Source organism: Pseudarthrobacter sp. GQ63, from assembly GCF_059758765.1.
Genome location: NZ_JCAXEF010000008.1, coordinates 165108 through 187699, shown reverse-complemented (window position 1 = coordinate 187699; position 22592 = coordinate 165108). Strand labels below are relative to the sequence as shown.

22 protein-coding genes are annotated in these 22592 nt (G+C 65.7%); 12 read left to right on the top strand and 10 right to left on the bottom strand.

Features of this window, described 5'->3' with window-relative positions:
• A partial coding sequence (locus AC6CHP_RS14520; protein WP_498230634.1) for an L-serine ammonia-lyase, iron-sulfur-dependent, subunit alpha occupies window positions 1-112 on the top strand: 112 nt, incomplete at its 5' end.
• A gap of 13 nt (window positions 113-125) precedes the next feature.
• Here AC6CHP_RS14520 and AC6CHP_RS14515 read toward each other — a convergent pair.
• Entirely contained in the window at window positions 126-671 is a 546-nt protein-coding gene (locus AC6CHP_RS14515; RefSeq protein WP_498230624.1) for a TspO/MBR family protein, read from the bottom strand.
• A 109-nt stretch (window positions 672-780) separates the two neighbouring features.
• Between AC6CHP_RS14515 and AC6CHP_RS14510 the strand changes: the two genes are divergently transcribed.
• The 3 genes from AC6CHP_RS14510 (at window position 781) to AC6CHP_RS14500 (ending at window position 4896) form a co-directional block, all read left to right on the top strand.
• Window positions 781-1914 (top strand): lipid II:glycine glycyltransferase FemX, encoded by a 1134-nt coding sequence (locus AC6CHP_RS14510; protein ID WP_498230622.1) that lies wholly within the window; start codon window positions 781-783, stop codon window positions 1912-1914.
• A 135-nt stretch (window positions 1915-2049) separates the two neighbouring features.
• Entirely contained in the window at window positions 2050-3327 is a 1278-nt protein-coding gene (locus tag AC6CHP_RS14505; RefSeq protein ID WP_377195413.1) for a peptidoglycan bridge formation glycyltransferase FemA/FemB family protein, read from the top strand.
• A gap of 48 nt (window positions 3328-3375) precedes the next feature.
• Window positions 3376-4896, top strand: coding sequence for a threonine/serine exporter family protein (locus AC6CHP_RS14500; protein ID WP_229666416.1), 1521 nt, complete (start codon window positions 3376-3378; stop codon window positions 4894-4896).
• A 14-nt stretch (window positions 4897-4910) separates the two neighbouring features.
• Here AC6CHP_RS14500 and AC6CHP_RS14495 read toward each other — a convergent pair whose 3' ends face one another.
• Both AC6CHP_RS14495 and AC6CHP_RS14490 read right to left on the bottom strand, forming a co-directional pair.
• Complete coding sequence (locus tag AC6CHP_RS14495) at window positions 4911-5750, bottom strand: siderophore-interacting protein (protein ID WP_377195400.1); 840 nt, start codon at window positions 5748-5750, stop codon at window positions 4911-4913.
• A 14-nt stretch (window positions 5751-5764) separates the two neighbouring features.
• Window positions 5765-6535 (bottom strand): uracil-DNA glycosylase, encoded by a 771-nt coding sequence (locus tag AC6CHP_RS14490; protein WP_377195399.1) that lies wholly within the window; start codon window positions 6533-6535, stop codon window positions 5765-5767.
• A 140-nt stretch (window positions 6536-6675) separates the two neighbouring features.
• Here AC6CHP_RS14490 and AC6CHP_RS14485 point away from each other — a divergent pair, with 140 nt between their 5' ends.
• From AC6CHP_RS14485 to groL, 5 genes are all read left to right on the top strand, one after another.
• Window positions 6676-7005: a DUF3263 domain-containing protein gene (locus tag AC6CHP_RS14485; protein ID WP_066273852.1), complete on the top strand. Its 330-nt coding sequence runs from the start codon at window positions 6676-6678 to the stop codon at window positions 7003-7005.
• A gap of 50 nt (window positions 7006-7055) precedes the next feature.
• On the top strand, window positions 7056-7703 hold the full coding sequence (locus AC6CHP_RS14480; RefSeq protein WP_498230619.1) for a LytR C-terminal domain-containing protein: 648 nt from the start codon (window positions 7056-7058) through the stop codon (window positions 7701-7703).
• A 192-nt stretch (window positions 7704-7895) separates the two neighbouring features.
• Window positions 7896-8102: a cold-shock protein gene (locus AC6CHP_RS14475; protein WP_139028133.1), complete on the top strand. Its 207-nt coding sequence runs from the start codon at window positions 7896-7898 to the stop codon at window positions 8100-8102.
• A complete protein-coding gene (locus tag AC6CHP_RS14470; RefSeq protein WP_498230616.1) occupies window positions 8099-9373 on the top strand; it encodes an ABC transporter substrate-binding protein in 1275 nt (424 codons plus the stop codon). The genes AC6CHP_RS14475 and AC6CHP_RS14470 overlap by 4 nt, the downstream gene beginning before the upstream one ends.
• Before the next feature lie 287 nt (window positions 9374-9660).
• The gene (gene groL, locus AC6CHP_RS14465) at window positions 9661-11295 is read left to right on the top strand and encodes a chaperonin GroEL (protein WP_066273856.1); all 1635 of its coding nucleotides are present in this window, start codon (window positions 9661-9663) and stop codon (window positions 11293-11295) included.
• A gap of 87 nt (window positions 11296-11382) precedes the next feature.
• Here the strand turns inward: groL and AC6CHP_RS14460 are convergent, their stop codons facing one another.
• Window positions 11383-12690 carry an ABC transporter substrate-binding protein gene (locus AC6CHP_RS14460; protein ID WP_188732311.1) on the bottom strand — a complete coding sequence of 436 codons (1308 nt, stop codon included), beginning with the start codon at window positions 12688-12690 and terminating at the stop codon, window positions 11383-11385.
• A gap of 209 nt (window positions 12691-12899) precedes the next feature.
• Between AC6CHP_RS14460 and AC6CHP_RS14455 the strand changes: the two genes are divergently transcribed.
• Window positions 12900-13862: a ribonuclease HI family protein gene (locus AC6CHP_RS14455; RefSeq protein WP_188732312.1), complete on the top strand. Its 963-nt coding sequence runs from the start codon at window positions 12900-12902 to the stop codon at window positions 13860-13862.
• Window positions 13863-13869: 7 nt separating this feature from the next.
• Here AC6CHP_RS14455 and AC6CHP_RS14450 read toward each other — a convergent pair whose 3' ends face one another.
• From AC6CHP_RS14450 to AC6CHP_RS14435, 4 genes are all read right to left on the bottom strand, one after another.
• A complete protein-coding gene (locus AC6CHP_RS14450) occupies window positions 13870-14157 on the bottom strand; it encodes a WXG100 family type VII secretion target (RefSeq protein ID WP_498230613.1) in 288 nt (95 codons plus the stop codon).
• A 106-nt stretch (window positions 14158-14263) separates the two neighbouring features.
• The gene (locus AC6CHP_RS14445; protein WP_498230611.1) at window positions 14264-15772 is read right to left on the bottom strand and encodes a sensor histidine kinase; all 1509 of its coding nucleotides are present in this window, start codon (window positions 15770-15772) and stop codon (window positions 14264-14266) included.
• A gap of 2 nt (window positions 15773-15774) precedes the next feature.
• Window positions 15775-16485: a response regulator transcription factor gene (locus tag AC6CHP_RS14440; RefSeq protein WP_104186151.1), complete on the bottom strand. Its 711-nt coding sequence runs from the start codon at window positions 16483-16485 to the stop codon at window positions 15775-15777.
• Window positions 16486-16558: 73 nt separating this feature from the next.
• Complete coding sequence (locus AC6CHP_RS14435) at window positions 16559-17059, bottom strand: DUF427 domain-containing protein (RefSeq protein ID WP_188732314.1); 501 nt, start codon at window positions 17057-17059, stop codon at window positions 16559-16561.
• 218 nt (window positions 17060-17277) lie between these two features.
• Here AC6CHP_RS14435 and AC6CHP_RS14430 point away from each other — a divergent pair, with 218 nt between their 5' ends.
• Complete coding sequence (locus AC6CHP_RS14430; protein ID WP_066273863.1) at window positions 17278-17535, top strand: hypothetical protein; 258 nt, start codon at window positions 17278-17280, stop codon at window positions 17533-17535.
• Window positions 17536-17540: 5 nt separating this feature from the next.
• Window positions 17541-18410, top strand: a complete 870-nt coding sequence (locus tag AC6CHP_RS14425) for an FHA domain-containing protein (protein WP_188732316.1) — start codon at window positions 17541-17543, stop codon at window positions 18408-18410.
• Between the two features lie 25 nt (window positions 18411-18435).
• On the opposite strand, the gene AC6CHP_RS14420 is transcribed toward AC6CHP_RS14425, so the two are convergent.
• The gene (locus tag AC6CHP_RS14420; RefSeq protein WP_377195394.1) at window positions 18436-20082 is read right to left on the bottom strand and encodes a DNA repair helicase XPB; all 1647 of its coding nucleotides are present in this window, start codon (window positions 20080-20082) and stop codon (window positions 18436-18438) included.
• The gene (locus AC6CHP_RS14415; protein ID WP_498230607.1) at window positions 20079-22583 is read right to left on the bottom strand and encodes a helicase-associated domain-containing protein; all 2505 of its coding nucleotides are present in this window, start codon (window positions 22581-22583) and stop codon (window positions 20079-20081) included. Before AC6CHP_RS14415 ends, AC6CHP_RS14420 begins: the two co-directional genes overlap by 4 nt.
• Window positions 22584-22592: the final 9 nt, after the last annotated feature.

Below are 22592 nucleotides of genomic sequence, written 5' to 3'. Positions count from 1 at the left end.
CGTCTCGCTGGACGAGGTGATCGTGACCATGCGCGAGACCGGCAAGGACATGAGCTCCAAATACAAGGAAACAGCCATGGGCGGCCTCGCCGTGAACGTCGTCGAATGCTGACAGCACTAACCCTTCAGTTGTGGACCGCTGCCCACCAGTTCAAAGTGGACGCGAAGACCAGCCAGGCGATGTAGGGCAGCAGCAGCAGTCCCGCGGTCCGGCTGATGGGGCCGAAATAGAGCACCGTCACCGTGACCGCGGCGATCAGGGCCACAATAATGGCCATGGCCAGCCACAGGGCAGCCGTACCCAGAGCGGGATAGAGGCCGAAGAACACCGGAGTCCAGGCGAGGTTCAGGCCCAACTGGGCCGCGTAGGCCGTTAACGCAGGCCTGGTCTTGGAAGTCCGCTTCCGCCAGACCAGCCAGGCAGCCACCGCCATGGCTGTGTAGAGCAGTGTCCACACCGGGCCGAAGAGCCAGTTGGGCGGGGACCAGGGTGCCTTGTCAGCTGTGGCATACCAACCGTCCACGTTGTCCACGGTAGAGAATCCGCCGAGCCCGGCCACCAGGAAGGATGCCACCAGGAATCCGGCCAGCACCGCTGCCTGAACCCGCGCGCTGTACGGCTGGTCGCTTCCATCCGGCGGGGATGGCAACTCTTCACGGTTCGGCTGCATGCCTCCACCCTTGCCAACCCGTCCACCCGAGTCAAGGGCACGGGTGACGGCAGGCACGGGCCGGCTGCTGAAAAGCCGCGGGGGCTTCAGGCTTTAGACTTGAGGCTGCATGTCCGCACGCAGACACGAGTACCGAAACCGCGCACGAAACCGATTGGACACGGCCCCCTTGCGAGAATTTACCGCACGTTTTGCCACAGCCGAAGAGATTGAAAACTGGGACAAGCACGTCACGGCCAACCCCAACGGCGGCAACATGCTGCAGTCCGCCGCGTACGCGTCAGTAAAGAACGGCAGCGGCTGGAAAGTCCGCTTCCTGGTCCTCGAAAACGGTGGATCTGCCAGCTACAACCCGGTGCTCGAAAAGAGCTTCCCTGTGCTGGGCCGGCTTTGGTACCTCATCAAGGGCCCTGACCTGGAGGCGGCGCCGGACCTCAAGGCTGCGCTGGAGGCCTGCGCAGCTTTTGTCCGCGGCCGGAAGCTTAACGTCTTCACCATCAAGATCGAGCCGGACATCGTTGACTCGGAGGAGGCCCAGGCACACCTGAGGGGGGCGGGCCTGGCCAAGGCACCCAACATCCAGTCCAACGACTCCACTGCGCTGCTGGATATCTCCGGCCCCGAAGAAGCGGTGTTCAAGGCCATCTCCTCCCGGGCACGCAACGCCATCCGGCGGGCCGAGCGGGAAGGCTGCGAAGTGGTCCGCAAGGAACACGGTCCGGAAACCTACCGGGCCCTTTATGGACTGATGGCGGACACCGTCAACGCCAAGGGCTCCATGCCCTTGCGCAGCTACGAGTATTACGCTGCGTTCTGGGACGAATTCTGCAACCGGGGCCAGGGCAACTTCTTCTTCACCTATGAGGACGGAAAACCCAGTGTGGGAGCCTTCGTCATCAACTATGGTGCCAAAGCCACCTACAAGGACGGCGGCTCCACCCAGAACCGCAAGCAGTACGGCGATTCGCACCTCGTCCAGTGGGCTGCCATCCGGCGCATGCAGGAACTGGGCTGCACGGAATACGACTTCTGCGGCACCCCGCCAGCCTCACAGATCAAGGACAAGAGCCACAATCTCTACGGGATGGGCATGTTCAAGACCAGCTTCACCAAGACTGTCACCGATTTTGTCGGCTGCCACGACTACGTTCTCTCGCCCCTCAAGCACCGGCTCTGGGTCAGGGGAGCGGAGAAGGTGTTCCGCCGGATCGAAACTGCCCGCACCGGCCAGCAGTTCTACTGACCCGGAAGACGGGCCGCAGCTGACTTCCCAGCCACCCCCACCGCCGGCCCTGCCCACATCCTGCCTATGCCAGCCCCCATTCGTGAAGAAGGTAACCCCTTGACTGCAATCTCCGCCGCCGACCTGGAGTTCGCCATGCTCAGCGATGCCGAATTCGAGCAGTTCGCACTGAAGCACCCACAGAACAGCTTCCTCCAGTCCCTCGACTTCGCCCGGTTCCAGCGCGCCCGGGGACAGCAGGTTGAACTCTTCGGAGTGCGCCGCGACGGCGAACTGGTGGCGGCCGGCAAACTGAACTACACCACCACGCGCCTCGGCTACACGGTGTGCGAATGCGCCAAGGGCCCCCTGATGGACTACACGGACCTTGAACTGGTGCGCGCCGTCGTCGGGCTCCTCCGCAAACGTGCAGCCGAGCGGAAAGCCGCCGAGCTGCGGATCTCCCCGAACCTCAGGTACATCGCCCGGGATGCCGACGGCGCGGAACACCCCGACGTGGAGGACAACAGGCCGCTGGTGGAACAGCTCGGCGGGCTTGGGTTCCAGCACCAGGGGCTGGACATGAACTTCGTGAACGTGAACTGGATGTTCATCAAGAGCCTGGAAGGCATCCAGGACGCGGAGGAACTGATCATGGGAACCAGCTACCGCACCCGGAAGGCCATCCGCAAAGCGGAAAAGAACGGTGTTTTCCTGGAGCAGGCAACGCTGGAGACCCTTGATGAGTTCTACGGCGCCCTGAGCCGGGCCGGCGACGAAAAGGGCTTTGTCTACCGCGAACGCGCCTACTATGAACAGCTGCTCCGCACCACGTCGGCCGAGTTCACCAAGCTCATGATGGCCAAGATTGACATTCCCGCCTACCGGAAATCCATTACGGAGCGGCTGGCCGCGGAATCGGAAACCGCGGCAGAACTCCGCCGCGACGTAGAGGAGACCGGCAGCAAGAAGAAGGCCAACCGGCTCAAAGTGGTCCAGGACCTGGTGGACAGCTACGAGCGAAGCCTGAAGGACATTGAACGCTTTCCGGATTCGGTTGGCGTTGCCACGGTGGCCGCCATCCACTTCGTCTGCTACGGCGACGAAGTGGTCTGCGTCATCGGCGGCACCGTACAGGACTACATCTACTTCAACGGCGCCACGTCGCTGTACTGGGGAATGATGCTGCACGCCCTTGAAAAGGGCTACCCGCGGTACAACTTCTACGGCACGTTCGGCATCTCCGGCCAGGACGAGGAAGGCCACGGCGGCTACGAGTTCAAGAAGGGCTTCGGCGGCGAAGTGGTCCAGCTCGTGGGCGACTTTGTGATGCCTGTCCGCCCTGCCGTGTTCCGCGCCAATAAGCTTGCCCGCGCGGCAGCGGGGGCCGCCCGCCTCCTGCTGGCCAAACTGCCCCTGCGGCGCTCCGCCTGACGCGCTCCGCAGCCACGCTGCACACCATTACAACGGGAGGAGGGACCCATGACCGACCGGCCTGACTATCCCGGCGGCGGATCACCGAAGGCAACGCCATCACCGAAGGCAACGCCGCGCACGGACGGCCTGCCCAAAACCGAGCCGCTGACCCCCTCCCAGCTGCGGCAGAATGCTGCGGCGAAAAGGATGCTGCGGCGCCTGGTCCAGGGCGAGAACCCGCCCACGGCTCCCATGAGCATCGTGGACAGGCTCACCGGGAGCCCCTATGCGAACCCCATGATCCAGGTGGGCGGCGTGGACACGTCCGCCCGGAAAACCCTGGATTTCGCGCTGCACCTGGCCGAAACCATGTTCCGCTACGGTGCTGGTGCCTTGGAGGTTGAAACCAGCATCATTGCCGTCACGGCGGCGCTTGGCCTGAAGAACATCGAAGTGGACATCACCAACCAGTCGGTGGGCATCAACTACGCCCCCAAGGACCAAACACCCATTGCGCTGCTGCGGGTGGTCCGGTCCTGGACCAACAACTACGCGGGCCTGGCCAAGGTCCACCAGCTGGTGACGGACATCGTTGCCGGGGGAGTAGGGCGTGATGAGGCGATCCGCAGGCTGGATGAGGCCATCACCAGTCCCAAGCCGTTCCCCCGCTGGATGGTGACGGCGGCGTTCGGGGTATTTGCTGCCGCGTTCGTTGCTGTGCTGGGCGGAGGCCCGGTGTCCTCCGCCATTGCGTTCGCCGTCAACATCGGCGTGAGCCTGCTGGCCCGCCAGTTGGGCCGCTGGCGCGTGCCGGACTTCTTCACCACCGCCAGCTGCTCCTTCGCCGTGACCCTGCTGGCGTTGCTCTTGTGGCAGTTTGGGCTGACCACCTCGCCGGCGATCGTGGTGGTGGGCGGAATCCTCCTGCTCCTGCCCACAGGCCGGCTGGTCTCCTCCGTGCAGGACGCCATCAACGGCTTCCCCGTGACCGCCGCGGGGCGGTTCCTTTCCACCCTGCTGACCTTTGGCGCGCTGGTGGCAGGCATCGCCGTCGCTTTTGTGGTGGGCCAGCTGACCAGCATGCAGGCCATCGACGTGACGCAGACCTTCCCGCCCGCCTACGACTTGTGGGTGCTGGTGATCCTTGTTGCCGTGGCGGTGATGGCCATCGGGGTGACCGAGCAGACCACCTGGCAGCTCCTGCTTCCCACCGCGGCCGTGGGGGTCGCGGGGTACCTGGTCCTGCTGGGCGGCGGCCTGCTGGGCATTGGTGACCGGTTCTCGCCGGCCCTGGCCGCCGTGGTGATCGGCCTGCTGGCCCGGGTGGTCGCCTTGCGGATGGGAGCACCCCAGCTGGTGGTGGCGGTACCGGCGGCACTGATCCTGCTGCCCGGCCTCACCATTTTCCGCTCCATGTACGTACTGACCATCGAGGAAGCCGAGATCCTGCTCGGCGCCGGCGGGATGCTCAACGCCGGTGCCATCGTCCTGGGAACTGCCGGGGGGATCGTGCTGGGAGATACCCTTGCCAGGCCACTGACCCGCAGCCTGGCCAGCAACGAGCGCCGGCGGGCCCGCCGCCGCTGACCAGGCCTGGCTGCCTAGATCTGTCCTACGGGCAACTTCTTCTCCGCCTGGAAAACGTCCTCAACGCGGCCCTTGGCCCAGTAGCCGGACAGGGAAACCTGCTTGCGTTCCAGGCCGCGCTGGACGAAAAGGACATCCCGGAGCGCCTTCATGTACCCCCGCTCGCCGTGGGCAAAAACGTCCACCCTGCCGGCGGGCCAGTCAGCGTCCGCAACGGCCTGCACCAGGAGGTTGCTTTCGCCGGCGGGGACACCGTGGCGGAAGAGCCAGTGCAGTTCCAGCCCGGCCGGGGCGGCAATTGGCTGGATGTCGGCGTCGGAATCGACCTCGAGGAACGCGACGCCGGCTGCTTCCGCAGGCAGGGATTCAATGCAGGCGGCGATGGCGGGCAGGGCGGCCTCGTCTCCGGCGAACAGGTACCAGTCAGCTTCGGGATTCGGGTTGTACGCTCCACCCGGGCCGGTGAAAGTCAGGGTGTCGCCCGGCCGGGCCCTGGCCGCCCACGGCCCGGCCAGCCCCTCATCGCCGTGGACCACAAAGTCGATGGCAAGTTCCCGGGCCGCGGTATCCACCCAGCGGAGGGTGTATGTGCGCGTGAAAGGCCATTGTTCCCGAGGCATTGTCTCCCGGATGCTCCACAGATCGAGGGGTGAGGGGTACTGGACACCCGGCTGCGGAAAGACGATCTTGACGTACCGGTCAACAAAGCCGTTGTTGACGAAATCGGCGAAACCGTCACCGCCAGCGACAATCCGGACCATTTGCGGCGCCAGCTGTTCGCGGCGCACCACCGTGAGGTTGACCTGGGGGCGGCTTTTCTTGCTGGCGCTGGTGGAGGCGGGAACAATGCTCATAAGGCAAGCCTAAGCTAGGGCACCGCCGGAAGCTCCCAGGTTACATCCGCGGCCCCCTGCTCACGCAGGAGCGCGTTGACACGGCTGAACGGGCGGGAGCCAAAGAAACCCCGTGAAGCGGACAAGGGGCTGGGGTGCGCGCTGGACACTGCCGGGACCCCGGGCAGCAGCGTGCGCACGCTCTCGGCGTCCTTTCCCCACAAAACCGCGACCAACGGCAAGGGCGACCCGTCCGGTGCCCGCCGCGCGCCCAGCGCCTCGACGGCCGCCGTCGTAATGTCTTCCCAGCCCTTCCTCCGGTGGGATCCTGCAGATCCCGCCCGTACCGTCATCACGCGGTTCAGCAGCAGCACCCCCTGCCCGGCCCACGCGGAGAGGTCACCATGCACCCTCGGCGGGATTCCCAGGTCAGCCTCCAGCTCCCGGTAGATGTTCGCGAGGCTCCTGGGAATGGGCCGGACGTGCGGGTCAACGGCAAAGGACAGTCCGACGGCGTGTCCCGGCGTGGGGTAAGGGTCCTGTCCCACAACCAGCACCTTCACCTCCGCGAGGGGCTGGCGGAAGGCCCGCAGGACGTTCGACGGCGCCGGCAGGACCTGGTGCCCGGCCGCCACCTCGCCAGCCGCGAAGCGAAGAACGGCGCGAAGTTCCGCGTCCACGTCCGAGAGTGCGGCGGCCCAGTCGGGCGCCATCAGCTCCGCCAGCGGCAGCTGCGCCAGATCGGCGAAGCCGGTGCTGCCTGCCGGTTCCTGCTCCAGCTCAAACAAGGCGTCCGATTCAAACATCAGTCCATTCTTGCAGGCGGCGGGAGGCGCCGGCTGTACCGTTCGGCGTGTGCGGCAGGGCTATGCGCAAATGACAATGGTGTTGTTCGTCCGTAGCATGGGGGTCAGACATTTACGTAACCAGCTAAGGAGAGTGCGCCGTGGCGGAGCCAGCTCGGGAGCACCTGCCGGCGCAGGAACAACGGAACACCCTGCTGGCGGATTTCACGCTGCGGGAGTCGCCGCTGAGCGAGCGGGACCAGCAGATGCTCGCACTGGAGCGGCAGTGGTGGAAGTATGCCGGCGCCAAGGAACAGGCCATCCGGGAACTGTTCGATCTGTCCGCCACGCACTATTACCAGCTCCTCAACGCCCTGATCGACACCGAGGATGCGCTGGCGCACGACCCCATGCTGGTCAAGAGATTGCGTAGACTACGTACGTCGCGTCACCGTGCACGCACTGCACGCCGCCTGGGGTCCGACGCATAAGACGCTCACGCTGAGTCCTCAGCAGCTACACACAAGGATGTCTCTTTCCCATGACCAAATACGCCCGCGATGAATTCGACAAGGTCCCGGAGACCGCGTCGCGACAAGGTGTACACCGCACAGCCCCCGCTCCGGCACGGGTCCGTCTCTGGCCCATCCTGACTGCGGGGATTGTTGCGCTGGCCATCGGCGTGGTTTCCTTCCTGATCCTGCCCAAGCTGGGATTCGACGGTCCGGCAACCCAGGCGTCGTCGAGCCTGGAAGCAGCGCCGCTGGCCGAAACCGGTTCGACTCCATCCGCTACGCCTGAGACGGCGGACGTCCCCTCCACCGAGCCGGAGCCGTCGTTTTCCCCCGAACCGGCCGGCACCGCGGGGAACGGGACCCCATCCAGCCCCCCGAGCACTGCTCCGGCCGCAACAGTGGACAAGGCCCAGGCAGTGGCGGTCTACAACGCTGCCGGAACTGCCGGGCTGGCCAGCCGGGTGGGCGGCACCGTGCAGTCCGACGGGTGGACCCTGGGGCAGGTAGGCAACTGGGCAGGGGCGCCCCAGCAGGGTTCCATCATCTTCTACGCGGGGGCGGCACAGGAGGCCAACGCGCAGGCCCTCGGGGAACTCCTGGGAGTCCCCACCGTGGTGGAGAGCATCGAATTCCAGGTTCCCCTGGTGGTGGTGCTCGGCCCCGGATACCGGTAGGCCGGGTTCTCCAACAGGACGCGTTCCGCCACGCGTGCCCACGTCAGGGCCGGGATTACGCCTGAATAACGTTTCCGCCCGGCCATGCTGTGCCCCGGCGCTGCCGGCGTCCATTGGCTAAAGTGAGTTCCGGGCCTCGAGCCACGGCGGCACCGGCGCAGCATCCCGGACCTAACGGAAAGAGTGGTCATCATGGCACGAGGAACCGTCAAATGGTTCAACGCGGAAAAGGGCTACGGCTTCATTACCGTTGACGGCTCCGGGGACGACGTCTTTGTCCACTGGTCCGCCATCCAGGGCGAGGGCTACCGCGCACTGGACGAAGGCCAGCGCGTGGAACTCGAGGTCGGCGAAGGCGAGAAAGGCCCGCAGGCCGAAAGCGTCCGGCCGGCCGAGTGAAGCATCCGTTTCCACCCGCTGCACCCAACCGTCCGTTCTTCGCCGCAGCCCTTTGCGGCACGCTGGCCCTGACAGGCTGCTCCGGGGTGACCGGAAACGCGCGCACGGAGGCGGCGGAGGCCTCCGGTGACGGCACGCTGCGGGTGGGCCTCATCCTGGACAACACCGGTGACAACAGCTTCCTGAACGGTCCCCAGCTGGCAGCCGCCAAGCTCGCCGTCCAGGAAATCAACGCTGCCGGCGGGCACAAGGGCCGGCCGGTGGAACTCCTGCCCGTTGAATCAGGCCAGGACACAGCGTCCCAGGCGCAGTCCCTGGTGCAGGCTAAAGCGGATGTGGTCATCGGCCCCACCGACTCCAGCCACGCCTCCGCAGCTGTCGATATCCTCTCCAGGGCGCGGACGCCACTGATTTCACCTGCCAATACCGCGGCCGGGCTCAGCAGTATTGCCAGCGGCGGATACTACTTCCGGACGGCTGCCGCCGACGTCGCACAGGGACCCGTGCTGGCCAAGCTCGCCAAGGACGCCGGCGCTGCCACCATCTCCGTGGTGTACCAGGAAGGCTCCTACGGCAGCGATGTCTCCGCGGCCGTCTCCGCGTCCGCTGAACAGGCGGGCCTGGACGTGTTGTCAGCGGTGGGCTTCACGCCGGGTGAAGCTGGATCTGCGGCTGCCGCAATCCGCGAGGCGCAACCCGACGCCGTCATCATGGTGGCCCGTGACGGCGCACAGGGCGCCCTGGCTGAGCTGAACAACGCCGCCCTTGCAGGCTCAAGGCTTATCCTGAGCGACGGCGCCTTCAGCCGGTACGGCTCCAAACTGGGAACCAGAGCCCTGGACGGTGCACGTGCGGTCGTTCCGGGGCAGCTTCCCTCGGCAGGGTTCCAGGAAAGACTGCTGGGCATCGATCCGGCCCTGAAGGATGTGTCCTTCGCGGCGGAGACGTACGACGCCGTGACCCTTGCCGCGCTCGCAGCGGCCAGGGCCGAGGACGATTCCGGGCGTTCAATCGCCGCAAGCCTGATACCGGTATCAGGCGGGACTGCTGACGGAACAGGCCCGGCTGGAACGGCGCCCTGCCCCAGCTACAAAGACTGCCTGGCAGGCAAGGCTTCCGGTGCGGACATCAATTACGACGGCGAATCGGGCCCCATCGCCTTCGATGCCAACGGTGACATCACCTCGGCCGCCTTCACGGTGTTCACATATGGCGCCGACAACATTCCGGCGGCCACCGGCGTCGAAACGGCAGGCCGCGCCGCCGGCTGATCGCCCTCGGCGAAGACGTGCCCGCCAGGGTGCTTTCCGCCGGTTATTCGCTTGCACTCTCACGTGGGGAGTGCTAATTATTGAGTTAGCACTCTGACGTACCGACTGCTAAGCAAAGCGTGGCTCCGGCCGGCGGCGCCGGCATCGGTCGAAGAGCGAAGAAACACCTAACTGGAGTGAGACCCACACCCGAAGGCATACAGAGGCCGCCGGCAACGGGTCGTCCGTCGCGGGCACTGCAGCGAAGGTTCATTCTTAACGACTGTCCCGAAAGGACTACTGCCGTTATGGCCAAGATCATTGCATTTGATGAAGAGGCACGCCGCGGCCTTGAGCGGGGCCTGAACATCCTCGCCGACGCCGTTAAGGTCACCCTCGGCCCGCGTGGACGCAACGTCGTCCTCGAAAAGAAGTGGGGCGCCCCCACGATCACCAACGATGGTGTTTCCATCGCCAAGGAGATCGAGCTGGACGATCCTTACGAGAAGATCGGCGCCGAGCTGGTCAAGGAAGTTGCCAAGAAGACGGACGACGTCGCCGGCGACGGCACCACCACAGCAACCGTGCTGGCACAGGCACTGGTGAAGGAAGGCCTGCGCAACGTTGCTGCCGGCGCCGACCCGCTGTCCCTCAAGCGCGGCATCGAGAAGGCCGTTGAGGCCGTCACCGCCGAACTTCTGAACTCCGCCAAGGAGATCGAAACCAAGGAAGAGATCGCCGCCACGGCGTCCATCTCCGCCGGTGACGAGGAAATCGGTGCACTCATCGCCGAAGCCCTGGACAAGGTGGGCAAGGAAGGCGTCATCACGGTCGAGGAGTCCAACACCTTCGGCCTGGAGCTTGAGCTCACCGAAGGCATGCGCTTCGACAAGGGCTACATCTCGGCCTACTTCGTCACCGACGCTGAGCGCCAGGAAACGGTCCTCGAGGATCCGTACATCCTGATCGTCAACTCCAAGATCTCCAACGTCAAGGAACTGGTTGCTGTCCTGGAAAAGGTCATGCAGTCCAACAAGCCGCTGCTGATCATCGCTGAGGACATCGAGGGTGAGGCCCTGGCCACCCTGATCGTCAACAAGATCCGCGGCACCTTCAAGTCCGTCGCCGTCAAGGCTCCGGGCTTCGGCGACCGCCGCAAGGCACAGCTTGCCGACATCGCCGTCCTCACCGGCGGCCAGGTCATCTCCGAGGAAGTCGGCCTGAAGCTGGAAAACGCCGGCCTGGAACTCCTGGGCCAGGCACGCAAGGTTGTTGTCACCAAGGACGAGACCACCATCGTCGAGGGTGCCGGCGACGCCGACCAGATCGCCGGCCGCGTTTCGCAGATCCGCGCCGAGATCGAAAACTCCGACTCCGACTACGACCGCGAGAAGCTGCAGGAGCGCCTGGCCAAGCTGGCCGGCGGCGTTGCAGTCATCAAGGCCGGTGCCGCAACGGAAGTTGAGCTCAAGGAGCGCAAGCACCGCATCGAAGACGCCGTGCGCAACGCCAAGGCTGCCGTTGAGGAAGGCATCGTCGCCGGTGGCGGCGTGGCCCTCATCCAGGCCGGCGCCAAGGCATTCGCCAACCTGCAGCTGTCCGGCGACGAAGCAACCGGTGCGAACATTGTCCGCGTTGCCATCGACGCCCCGCTGAAGCAGATCGCCTTCAACGCCGGCCTCGAGCCCGGTGTCGTGGTGGACAAGGTCCGCGGCCTCCCCGCCGGCCACGGCCTGAACGCAGCCACCGGTGAGTATGTCGACCTGCTGGCCGCCGGCGTCAACGACCCCGTCAAGGTGACCCGCTCTGCCCTGCAGAACGCGGCTTCCATCGCTGGCCTCTTCCTCACCACCGAGGCAGTTGTTGCTGACAAGCCGGAGAAGAACGCTGCTCCTGCCGGCGGCGACGACATGGGTGGCATGGGCGGAATGGGCGGCTTCTAGCCACTCCTGCCGGGACCTGTCCCGCTAAACACGAATGTGGCCCCCTCTCCGGAGGGGGCCACATTCGTGTTTTACCGCAGGTTGTGACTACTTGGCGCTGGCCAGCATTCCTTCAACTTCCTTCTTGAACGCGTCAGCGGCCGCCTGGGGCGTGAGGCGGTCATAGAGCACCTCATCGGTGTAGCGCTTGATGACGTTCTGTACGCTTCCCGCGCCCACCGGCGGGACCGGCGGGGCCTCCTTGATATCGGGTGCGATGTCCTTCAGGAAGCCCACCACTGTGGTGTCGGCAGGCTTCAGGGACGGCGTAATGCTCTCAACGATGTCCGTGTTGGTGGGCACGCCGCGGTCCGTCATCAGGATGGCCCCGGCCTCCGGGCTGTTGGCCAGGTAGTTGATGAAGGTGGAAGCGGCTTCCGGGTGCTTGGAGCGTGAGGAGGCCGACCAGAACATGGTGGGCTTGTAGTACATCCCGTTCTCAGCCGACGAACCGTCGAGGCTGGGTGCCCGAAGCATCTTGATGCTGCTCCCGGTAGTGGACTCCAGGGACCCGAGCTGGTTGGTCCACCACCACGCCATGCCTACCCTGTTGGTTCCGAAAAGGCTCTCCTCGAGTCCGGCGCCGGAGTCCTCCGTGGCCACCGTGGCCGGCGGGCTTGCCTTGGAGTCGCGCTGTTCCTTCAGCCGTTCCCAGAAGGACGCGGCCGTGGCGGTATCGAAATCGAGCTTGCCGTCCTGCGAGTACAGGTTCTCCCCGTGCTGGCGCAGCCAGATGATCAGGTCGGCTTCATTGCTTCCGTAGGCGGCACCGTAGTTCTTGCCGTCCCCGGCGGCGCTGATCTTCGAGGCTGTTGCCATGAACTCCTCCCACGTCCACGTGGTGTCATCCGGGATGGGAACATTGGCTGCTTCGAAGACCTTGGTGTTGGCCATGATGACATAGGCGTTCTGGCCGGTGCTGAGTCCGTACTGGGCGCCGTCATACTGGCCCGACACCAGGGCCTCCTGGTCCAGCTTGGAGGTATCGATACCGCCCTGCTTGGACAGGTCAAGGAGCGCCCCGCGCCCGCCGTATTCCGCGATGTACTTCTGGTCCATCTGGATCACGTCCGGCGCATCGTTGGCGGCTGTCTTGGTGGCCAGCTTGTCCCAGTAGCTGCCCCACTCGCCCGGCTCGGATTCAATCTTGATGTTCGGGTGTTCCGCCTCGAAGGCATCGATAACCTTCTCGGTCTGGGCGTTGAGGTACTCGTTGCCCCACCAGGCAAACCGGAGGGTTACTTCCTCGTTGCTCTCAGAGCCTGAAGAGGTGCCACAGCCTGTGGCGAGGAGGGAGAGTGCGACGGCGGCGGCGCCGAGCTGGAACTTCCTCCGGCTGAGGGTTGGGATCGTCATTGATGTGCCTTCCTGGTGCTGAGGGCGCTTTCCGTTGGCTGCCGCGGCGCGGTGCGTGTCGGGGACCGGATGAGAAAGCGTTTTCTCGTTTCAATACAGCGATTGTGCCCGCCCGGCTCTCCCCGCGTCAAGTATTTTCGGTAACCGCTTTCCGAGCAACGGCCACGGGCGGGCTCCGGTTTGTCGTGCCGGTCTGGCAGGATGGACCGGTGACGATTACTGCAGCGGCTGACGGTTCGGCCTTGGGAAACCCTGGTCCGGCCGGCTGGGCCTGGTACGTGAATGACGACTGCTGGCGTGCCGGCGGTTGGCCCCACGGGACCAACAACCAAGGCGAACTGATGGCGGTCCTGGATCTGTTCCGGGCCACAGCCCACCTTCCCCAGGAGGACCTTCACATCCTCTGCGACAGCCAGTACGTCATCAATTCGATCACTAAGTGGATGCCGGGATGGAAGCGCAAAGGCTGGCGCAAAGCAGACGGGAAGCCGGTCCTCAATGTGGACCTGCTCAAGGAGCTGGACCGTGAGCTTGCCGGCCGGAAGTACACCTTCGAATGGGTGAAGGGGCATGCAGGGCATGACCTGAACGAAGCCGCGGACGAACGTGCGCGGGCGGCCGCAACGGCCTACCAGCAGGGCGTGGCTGCCCGCTCCGGGCCAGGCTTTCCCGGTGCCCACCATGCACACCCGGCGCCGGCGAAACAGGAAGCCAGGGATGCACGCCCGGAACCAGAAAAGCCGGCAGCGGCCTACGAGGAACCTGACCTGTTCAGCCAGCTGGACAACCGGGGTTTCGATGCGACGGGGACTGCCGCAAAGGCAGCTGAAGCCCGGCCTGAGGCCGTGGTGGAGGAACTTGAGCGGGAACTGCTGGGCCCGCTGGTGCGCGGGGACATCGGCAGGACAGCCGTCCTGCTCCACCCCGATTTCATGGAGATCGGCAGCTCAGGCAGGATGTGGACCCGGGACGCCATGATGATGGCGCTCGAGGAGGACCCGGGCGAGCGGACGGACATCGAGATCCTGGGTGCCGAACGCGTCGGTGCTGAGGCGGTCCTCCTCACGTACCGCAGCTATGCGCGCTCCGGCACCACCCTCAGGAGCTCGCTGTGGGTACTGGACGGCGGCCGGTGGCGGCTGCGGTTCCACCAGGGCACACCCGAAGCCTAGGCGCAGCTCAGCTGAACCGCTGGGTATTGCCCTGTTCCGCCTGCGCGTAGGTGGCTGCTGCTGAGGCAAGCGCGGTGTTGATGGATGCCAGCGATGCCTCCACCCTCCACTGCGTAAGGGTCCATTCCGTAATCAGTGCCTGGAAGTTCGTGGCGGCGGAGCCCCGCCAGGAACCCTGGAGTTCGTCCAGTCCGCGTTTCATGGCCTGGACATCGGCGCTGATTCTGTCCATGGTGGCCTGGACGCTGGCGGACTTCAGCTGCAGGAGTTCGGTATCGACGGAGATAATGCTCATGGTGGTGCCTTTCGCTGTGCGGCAGCTTGCGCCTGCGGGCCCGGCCGGTCCGGTCCCTTGCCTTCGAGCGTAGGAAAACCGCTCGGGACGCTGCCACTGCAAACGGCTATATGTGCATAACCTCGCCGCCGCTGCCCTTGCTCTTTTCCGCACGGTTCTCTTCTGCGGGCATCCCCGCATCCGGGATGTCGTCACGCTGCGGAAGGCTGACCACGAGGGTGGCGCCGCCGCCGTCGGTCTTTTCAACCCGGACGCTGCCGCCGTGGGAGCCCACGATCGCGGCAACAATGGCGAGTCCCAGCCCGCTGCCTCCCGTTTCCCGCGTCCTGGAGGTGTCTGCCCGGTAGAACCGCTCAAAGACCTTGGATGCGTCTTCTTCCGAAATGCCTGGCCCGTGGTCCCGAACTTCGATCACGGAGCGCAACTGCCCGTCTTCCGCCGCCCGGACCCCCACCGCCAGCTCGATGGGGCTGCCCTCAGGGGTGTAACGGAGGGCGTTGCCCACGAGGTTGCCCACTACCTGGCGGAGCTTGGCTTCGTCGCCCAGCGCAGGGGCAGGCGTGGCGGGAGCGCCGTCGAGGCCGGTCAGCGAAATCACGCGGGAGCGGTCGCTGGCCTGGGTGTCCACCACGGCATCATGCGCAATGAGCTGGAGGTCCACGGGCTTTTGCTGCAACGGCCGCTGCTCGTCAAGGCGGGCCAGCAGCAGCAGGTCTTCCACCATCGAACCCATGCGCTTGGCTTCGCTTTCGATCCTTCCCATGGCTGTGGACACGTCTTCCTCCGTGGCCAGCGCTCCATGCCGGTACAGCTCGGAGAACCCCCGGATGGTCACGAGCGGGGTCCGCAGCTCGTGGGAGGCGTCGGCCGCGAACCGCCGCATCCTCGCCTCCGATGCGGTGCGGGCCGCGAAGGCTGTTTCGATATGGGCGAGCATGGCGTTCAGCGACCTGCTCAACCGCCCGAGCTCGGTTCCGGGGTTTTCGACCTCCACGCGGCGGGAAAGATCGCCGGCGGCGATTGCGGCGGCCGTCTTTTCCACCCGGGCCAGCGGCCTGAAGGAGCGGGAGACGGTCCAGCTTGCAATGAGGGACGCGAGCAGCAGGGTCAGCAGCCCCACCCCCGTCACCACCAAGGTGGCGTGCTTAAGGACGTCGTCGACGCTCCGCAGGGGCAGCCCTATGGCCACCACTGCTGTGGTCTGGCCGTTCTGCACGGGCACAGCGACCACCCGCCAGTTCTCGCCGTCCGTGCCCCGTACCTGGTACGGGACCGTCCCGCGTGCCTGGGCCTGTTCCACGGTGATGGAGCTGATGTCCGGGCGGTTCTCCGAATCGCCGCCGAACGGATAGGGCTCCTCGCCGGGGGCGAAGAGAATCAATGAATAGTCCGTGGGGACCATCGGGTTCGTGGGAGCCTGCAGCGGCGTGAAGGAGCGCTGTTTCCGGGCCAGGTCCACAGCGGCATACAGCTTGCCGTCCACCTGCCCCTGCAGGTAACTGTGCAACAGCGCCAGCGTTCCAGCCCCGGTCACTGTCAGGGCAACTATCAGCAGCGCCATGATCATGGCCACCAGCTGCGTCCTCAGGGACGCCGACTTCCATCGCTGCAGCAAGGTCAGCGCTTTTCTGCCGTCCGGAGCACGTAGCCCACGCCGCGCTTGGTCTGGATCAGTGCGGGGGCGTCGGGGTCGATGTCCACCTTCCGGCGAAGGTAGGAGATGTACGACTCCACGATGGAGGCGTCACCGTTGAAGTTGTATTCCCAGACGTGGTCCAGGATCTGCGATTTGGAGAGCACCCGGTTGGGGTTGAGCATGAGGTAGCGGAGCAGCTTGAACTCGGTGGGGGAGAGCTCAATCACGGTACCGCCGCGGCGTACTTCGTGCGCGTCGTCGTCGAGCTCCAGATCGTCCACGCGGATCACGGCGTCGTCATCCATCATCGGCTGCGTGCGGCGCAGGACGGCGCGGATCCGGGCCACTACCTCATCGAGGCTGAACGGTTTGGTGACGTAATCGTCCCCGCCGACAGTGAGCCCGGTGACCTTGTCCTCGGTGTCGTCCTTGGCAGTAAGGAACAGCACCGGGAAATGTTTCCCGGCGGCGCGGAGGCGGCGGGTGACAGTGAAGCCGTCCATGTCAGGGAGCATGACGTCCAGCACGGCCAGGTCCGGGGCATGGGCATCCGCGGCTGCAAGGGCGTCACGTCCGTTTGCGGCCGAGACGACGTCAAATCCGGCAAACCGCAGCGAGGTGGAGAGCAGCTCGCGGATGTTGGGTTCGTCGTCGACAACGAGGAGCTTCGCTTCTGGACCGTTCTTGTTCATGCTCCCATCATGCTCCCAGACTCTGGGAGTTGTCTGGATATTTGTTGGAAGCAAGGTGGGGAAAAGGGGGTGCTCACCAACCCATGGTCCCGGGTTCGCCCTTGAACGGGCCAGCCACGCGGTCAGTGATCCAGCCGCCGTAGAAGCCTCCCGCCTGCGGACGGACACGTTCGCCCTCCACCTCGCAGTAGTCCATCATGCCCGGGTACACGGCAACGCGGTCAGCCAGTGCCTCATACCCCTTGGATGGCTCCGGGTAGAACCACGCTGCTGCTTCAGCCACCGTCCCGCCGCCGTGGACAGTCAGGTACTGTGCTGCGCCTTTGAACTCACAGAAGCTGCTTCCGGGGGCCGGTTCCAAGGACCCTGGCGGGAACGCCGACCGGGGCAGGTAGTAGACCGGCGGGTGGCTGGTTTCGAGCACCCTGAGCGAGTCGGTGGTGTCCAGGATCAGTTCGCCGCCAAGGACGATCCGGATCCGCTCGGTGCCCGGCTCCACGCGTGGGGGCCGGGGGTAGTCCCATACGGATTCCTGTCCGGGACGGGGAACGGCGGGGGTGACTTTTCGGCGCATGCCTCCAGTGTGCAGGACGGGAACCCAAACCGGAGTAAGAACGTTCCGTGCTTCACGCCTTCCGCCGGGTGCAGCACGGGAATACAGTGATGGTGCCGGGCTTGGGTCCGTCCCGAATCCGGCACCGCAGGGCCCTTGTTGCGCCCGCAGACCCGCGCTTGGCTGCTCCACAATTTGTTCTTCAATGATTTCCGGCCCAATGAAGGGGATAGACCATCATGACTGACCTGAGTGCATCCGAAAACACCGCATCCAATGAACGCAGCATCCGGGACTGGGCGGACCTGGCGGAGGAAATGTGGTCATACCTCACCGGCAAGGGTGCCGCGATCAACTACCAGTTCGTTGATATGACCATCGAAGTTCCGCGTGACATTGGCCCCGACGCTCCCCGGGCCACCTGGAAGCTGAACGGCAGCCTGCGCGTCACCACCAGCGACAAGGATGCCGCCGGCTCCGATCTGAACCGTGGCTGACGGATATGGCTGACTACCGCCTGGACGTGGATCTGGACTTCTCGTACACAGATGAGTCCGGATCAGTTACGAGGGGGAGCGCCCGGTCCTCGGGCACGGACGTCACGGTGTCCATGGACAGCCTGGCGCCCCTGGGAGGCGGCGGCATCCCGTCACTGGAGGAAATCAGGCCACTGGCGGAGATGCTGGCCGGGAAGGGACTCAGTGTCACCCTCTCCGGCCCGGACGGAAGTATCGTCAGCCTGGGTGCGGTGAACAGCCCCGCCCCGCAGCGCCTGGTGACGCGCTCGCCCCACATCAAACTGGGCAAGCTGGGAGCGCTCGTGCCGATCGTCAGGCAAGGGCGGCGCAAGTCTGCAGCCGTCCCGCTGCTGCCGCCGTCCACTCCGTTGCCCCTGCTCCCCACCGTCCGGCGGAAAATCAACCGCCGGATCACCACCACGCACTACACCCGGGGCAGCGGCCGGCCGCGGCTGATCTTCGTCCAGGACTCAGCCACTTGGACCGGACAGATCCCCCGGGAGGTGACGCTTGCCGGGGAGAAGACCACGATCGGGAGTGACCCGGGCTGCGACATCCTCCTGGAGGGGCTCGACGGGTTCCACGCCGAAATCAGGCATGACGAGCAGGACGAGTACGTCCTGGTCCCTCACGGCGTGGTCAGCGGCAGCGTGGCGCAGGGCGGACCTTCAGTGCTTCGCACCGGCGCCAGGATCCAGATGGGGCAGTGGTGCCTCGCCTTCTTCCGGGAAGAGTTCGCCGACCACGGGCGCCCTTACGGCGGCCGCAGCGGTGGTGAACTGGCGTACGAGCGCCCGCAGTTCGATCCTCGGACCGGCACCATGGAAAGGGACAGTTCGCGCGGGGTGACCTGACAGGACCCAACCTGGCCGGCACGGCCTAGTCAGCCGTCTCCACGTCCTTGGCGTCCATGATCCGGTACGCGTAGCCCTGTTCCGCCAGGAACCGCTGGCGCTTGGCGGCGAAGTCCTGGTCCAGGGTGTCCCGCGCCACGAGCGAGTAAAAGCGTGCCGAGCGGCCGTCCTTCTTGGGCCGCAGGAGCCTGCCCAGCCGCTGGGCTTCCTCCTGCCGGGAACCGAATGAGCCCGACACCTGGATCGCCACAGAGGCCTCGGGAAGGTCGATGGAAAAGTTGGCCACCTTGGAGACCACCAGCGTCTGGATCTCCCCGGCACGGAAGGCGTCAAACAGCTTCTGGCGCACCTTTACCGATGTATCGCCCTTGATCACGGGCGCATTGAGGCGCTCGCCGAGCTCGTCCAGCTGGTCGATGTACTGGCCGATGACCAGCAGCTGTTCACCCGTATGCCGGCTGACCAACTGCTCCACCACCTGGGTCTTGGACTCGGAGGTGGCACAGAGCCGGTACTTATCAGCGTCCTCGGCCATGGCGTAGGCAACCCGTTCGTCCTTGGGCAGGTCCACGCGGACTTCCACGCAGTCAGCAGGCGCGATGTAGCCCTGGGATTCGATGTCCTTCCAGGGCGCGTCGTACCGTTTGGGCCCGATCAGGCTGAATACCTCGCCCTCGCGGCCGTCCTCCCGCACCAGGGTTGCCGTCAGTCCGAGGCGCCGCCGCGCCTGCAGGTCCGCCGTCATCCGGAAGATCGGCGCTGGCAGGAGATGAACCTCGTCGTAGATGATCAAACCCCAGTCGTGCCCGTCCACCAGCTCCAGGTGGGGGTAGAGGCCGCCGCGCTTCATGGTGAGGACCTGGTAGGTGGCGATGGTCACCGGGCGGACCTCCTTGACCGCCCCGGAGTACTCGCCGATCTCGTCCTCGGTAAGGGACGTGCGCTTCAGCAGTTCGTCCTTCCACTGGCGCGCGGCCACGGTGTTGGTCACCAGGATCAGGGTGGTGGTGGACCCGGTAGCCATGGCGGCAGCCCCCACCAGTGTCTTCCCGGCGCCGCAGGGCAGCACCACCACGCCGCTGCCTCCGGACCAGAAGTTGTCGCTCGCCATTTGCTGGTAGGGCCTCAGCTTCCAGCCGTCCTCGTTGAGGGCGATCAAGTGCGGAGTGCCGTCCACGTAGCCCGCCAGGTCTTCGGCCGGCCAACCGATCTTCAGCAGCAGCTGTTTGAGCTGTCCCCGCTGGGAGGCGTGCACCACCACTGTTTCGCCGTCAATCCTTGGCCCGAGCAGGGGCTGGATCTTTTTGGCCCGGATTACTTCCTCCAGTACCGGATAGTCGTCGGTCCGCATGACCAGCCCGTGCTGGGGGTCCTTCTCCAGGCGCAGCCGTCCGTAGCGGGACATGGTTTCTTCAACGTCGATCAGCAGCGAATGCGGCACGGGGAAGCGCGAGTACTTCAGCAACGTATCCAGCACCTTCTCCGCATCCAGTCCGGCTGCGCGGGCGTTCCAGAGCCCCAGGGGCGTCAGCCGGTAACTGTGCATGTGCTCCGGTGCCCGTTCGAGCTCCGCGAAAGGTGCGATGGCGTGGCGGGCTTCGGTTGCCAGCTCGTGGTCCACTTCCAGCAAAATGGTCTTGTCGCTTTGGACGATCAAAGGTCCGTCGTTCACGCCGGGAAGTCCTTCACTGGCGCAGTTTCCTCTGCAGCCTCAATGTCGATAATGCGGTGGATGGACAGCACGCGTTCAGTTTCCCTGGCGGGATCAAACACCCGGACGCGTCCGCCGCTTACAGAGAGCGGAACAACCGTTTCCAGGTTGGCATTCCCCAGGCCGTCCACGACATTCATGCTGATCCGCTGCTTGAGCCTGATGGCGCGCTGCAGGGCCTCAAGCCCCAGCTGCGTCCCCGTTTCGCCCGCGTGGTCTCCGGACACACCGCGGTGTCCGACGGCGGCGCCACCCTGGCGCAGGACCGCCAGCTGGGCGTCCACCTCCTCCGTCCCGGGCGCCATCCGCGGTGCGGTGTACACCGGGCGGTGGGCGTCCTGGGCGGGCTGGGTTCCGCGGAGCCGGACGACGGGCTCATCCGCGCCGTCCACGGCCGGGGAGAGCCCCAGGGTGCGGAGGACCTGTGCGGTTTCCCGCGGTGGCGCGGAGGAAACCAGTACAGTTGGGGCAATCTTCTCCAGCTTCAGGTGGGCTGCCTTAGGCCCGGACAGAAGCTCCAGCAGGGTGCCCTCGTCCTCGCTGTGGACGAAGCTGGCCGCCGGCCCCACCCGCAGCCTTCCGTGCCGCAGCGATGTGTCCTCCACGAGATATTGGAGAGGCTGGGGCACCGCGGTGGCGGAGTGCTCGCGGAGGAACTCCAGGATGCCGGCAGCGTCGTACCCCGTGTCCAGGGCCCGCTTGATGGAGCCTTCCGAGAAGCGGTAGATGGTGGCCGGCCCCTGGCCTTCGGCGTCGGCCATCACCAGTAGCTTCTCGGTCAGCCCGGGGTCGAGGTATCCCGGGGCGACGGCTGTAAGATCTGCCTGGAGCAGGACATGGCTCAAAGCTGCCGGCAGGTGTTCGCCAAGGATGGCAATCGCGGCTTCCGGCTGGTCCTCCGCCAGGGCACTGCCCAGTTGGCTGAGGGCGCCGGACCCCACCAGGCCCAGGAGTTCAGCTTCGGCGAGCACACCGCGGATCATCGAGCTGAAGCGGCGGGCCATCCGCGGCTGGGCCCATTCCGCGCGCTGGAGGACCGCTGCGGCGTCAAGCACCGGAGCGGTGCCGTCTGCGGAGCCGGCCTCCACGGTCAGTTCGTGCAAAATCTCCAGGATGCGTTTGCGGACCAGGGGAGCGTCAGGCCGTTGGGCTTCCGCCGACAAAGCGATGATGGTGCTGCCGGAGGCTGAACGGTGCGCCGCCGGCACGCCCCGTGCCCCGTTGATGGGCTGGCCCACCAGGGACGGCACGCGCTCGCTGGCCAGCCAGGCATTCACCAGCCAGAGCCACTGTTCCTGGCGCGGCAGGACCAGCCATTCAAGCTGCGGAGGCTGGACCCAGGACGACGAATCGACGTCCAGGCGAATCAGGCCTGCCAGTGCGGCCAGTTCCAGCAGGAGTCCCGTTTGCTGCTGGTCGATCCGCAGCAACTCGGCCAGCCGCCTCATCTCGCGCACCCCAACGCCACCGCTGCGAAGCGTGGCCAAGGGCTGCTCCCGTACGGCATGGAGGAGCTCGCCCATCAGCCGCAGCGTCTCCGATATTGCGCTGAGCGCAGCATTCCTGCGCAGGACCGCAGAGGTCCGGCCGAGCTCTGGGACGGGGGGCTGGAGGGTGAAATCATTGATGATCGCGCCGTCGCGCAGCGAGAGTCCCACGCTGTGGGGCAGCTCCACGTGTGCGGCGTCCAGGGGCACCAGCAATCCGCGCGCCAGCAGCCAGTCCACGGGCCCGACGTCGGACCCCTCCGTGGTGATGGAGGCCTTGCGTTGCGCCTGGGGGACCGCCCCCATGGCCCAGTTGCGGAACCTGGCGAGCAACGCCGTCGTCCGCTCCGGTGCCGTGGACAGGATGGTGGTGAGGGCCTCAGGTGAGGAGGTCCAGTGCTGCAGCGCCAGCGCGGCCTCCATGGGAGTAGTGGCGTCGTGGATGGCCACGCCGCTGCGGTGCAGCTCGGAGACCAGCTGCACCACGCGCTGGGCGAAGGCGGGCTGAAGCCGGACCAGTTCCGTGTAGCTCCTGCCCAGCCCGGCGGGATAGATCCCCACCACGTCCTTCAGGGAGCCCACCGGGAGGTAGTGGCGCTGTTTTGCCGCAGGTTCCGGGGTGCCATGGGGAGGGTCGGCACGGTGCACCAGCGCCAGGTCCTGCAGAGAGTGCAGGATCCGTTCAACCGCGGCGCCCGACGAGCCCGGAATCATTTTGCGGAGTCCAGCCGCCGAGGCGCTGTGCCCGGTGTCCGTATTGGTGCACAGGTGCAGTGTCTCGAGGACCTGCATCTGCGGCCTGTTGAGCCGTTCCAGCGCACGCTGCACGCTGAGCCTGGCGCTGGCCCGCGCCGCGAGGGCGCCGAAGTCGGGGACGGGGGGAGAGATGAGGTCCGGCCGGGCGTCGAACAGCGCACGCAGTGAATCATCGCTGCGTGCCTCCAGCTCCTTGCTCAACGCGCGAATGAGGGACATCAGTCCAAC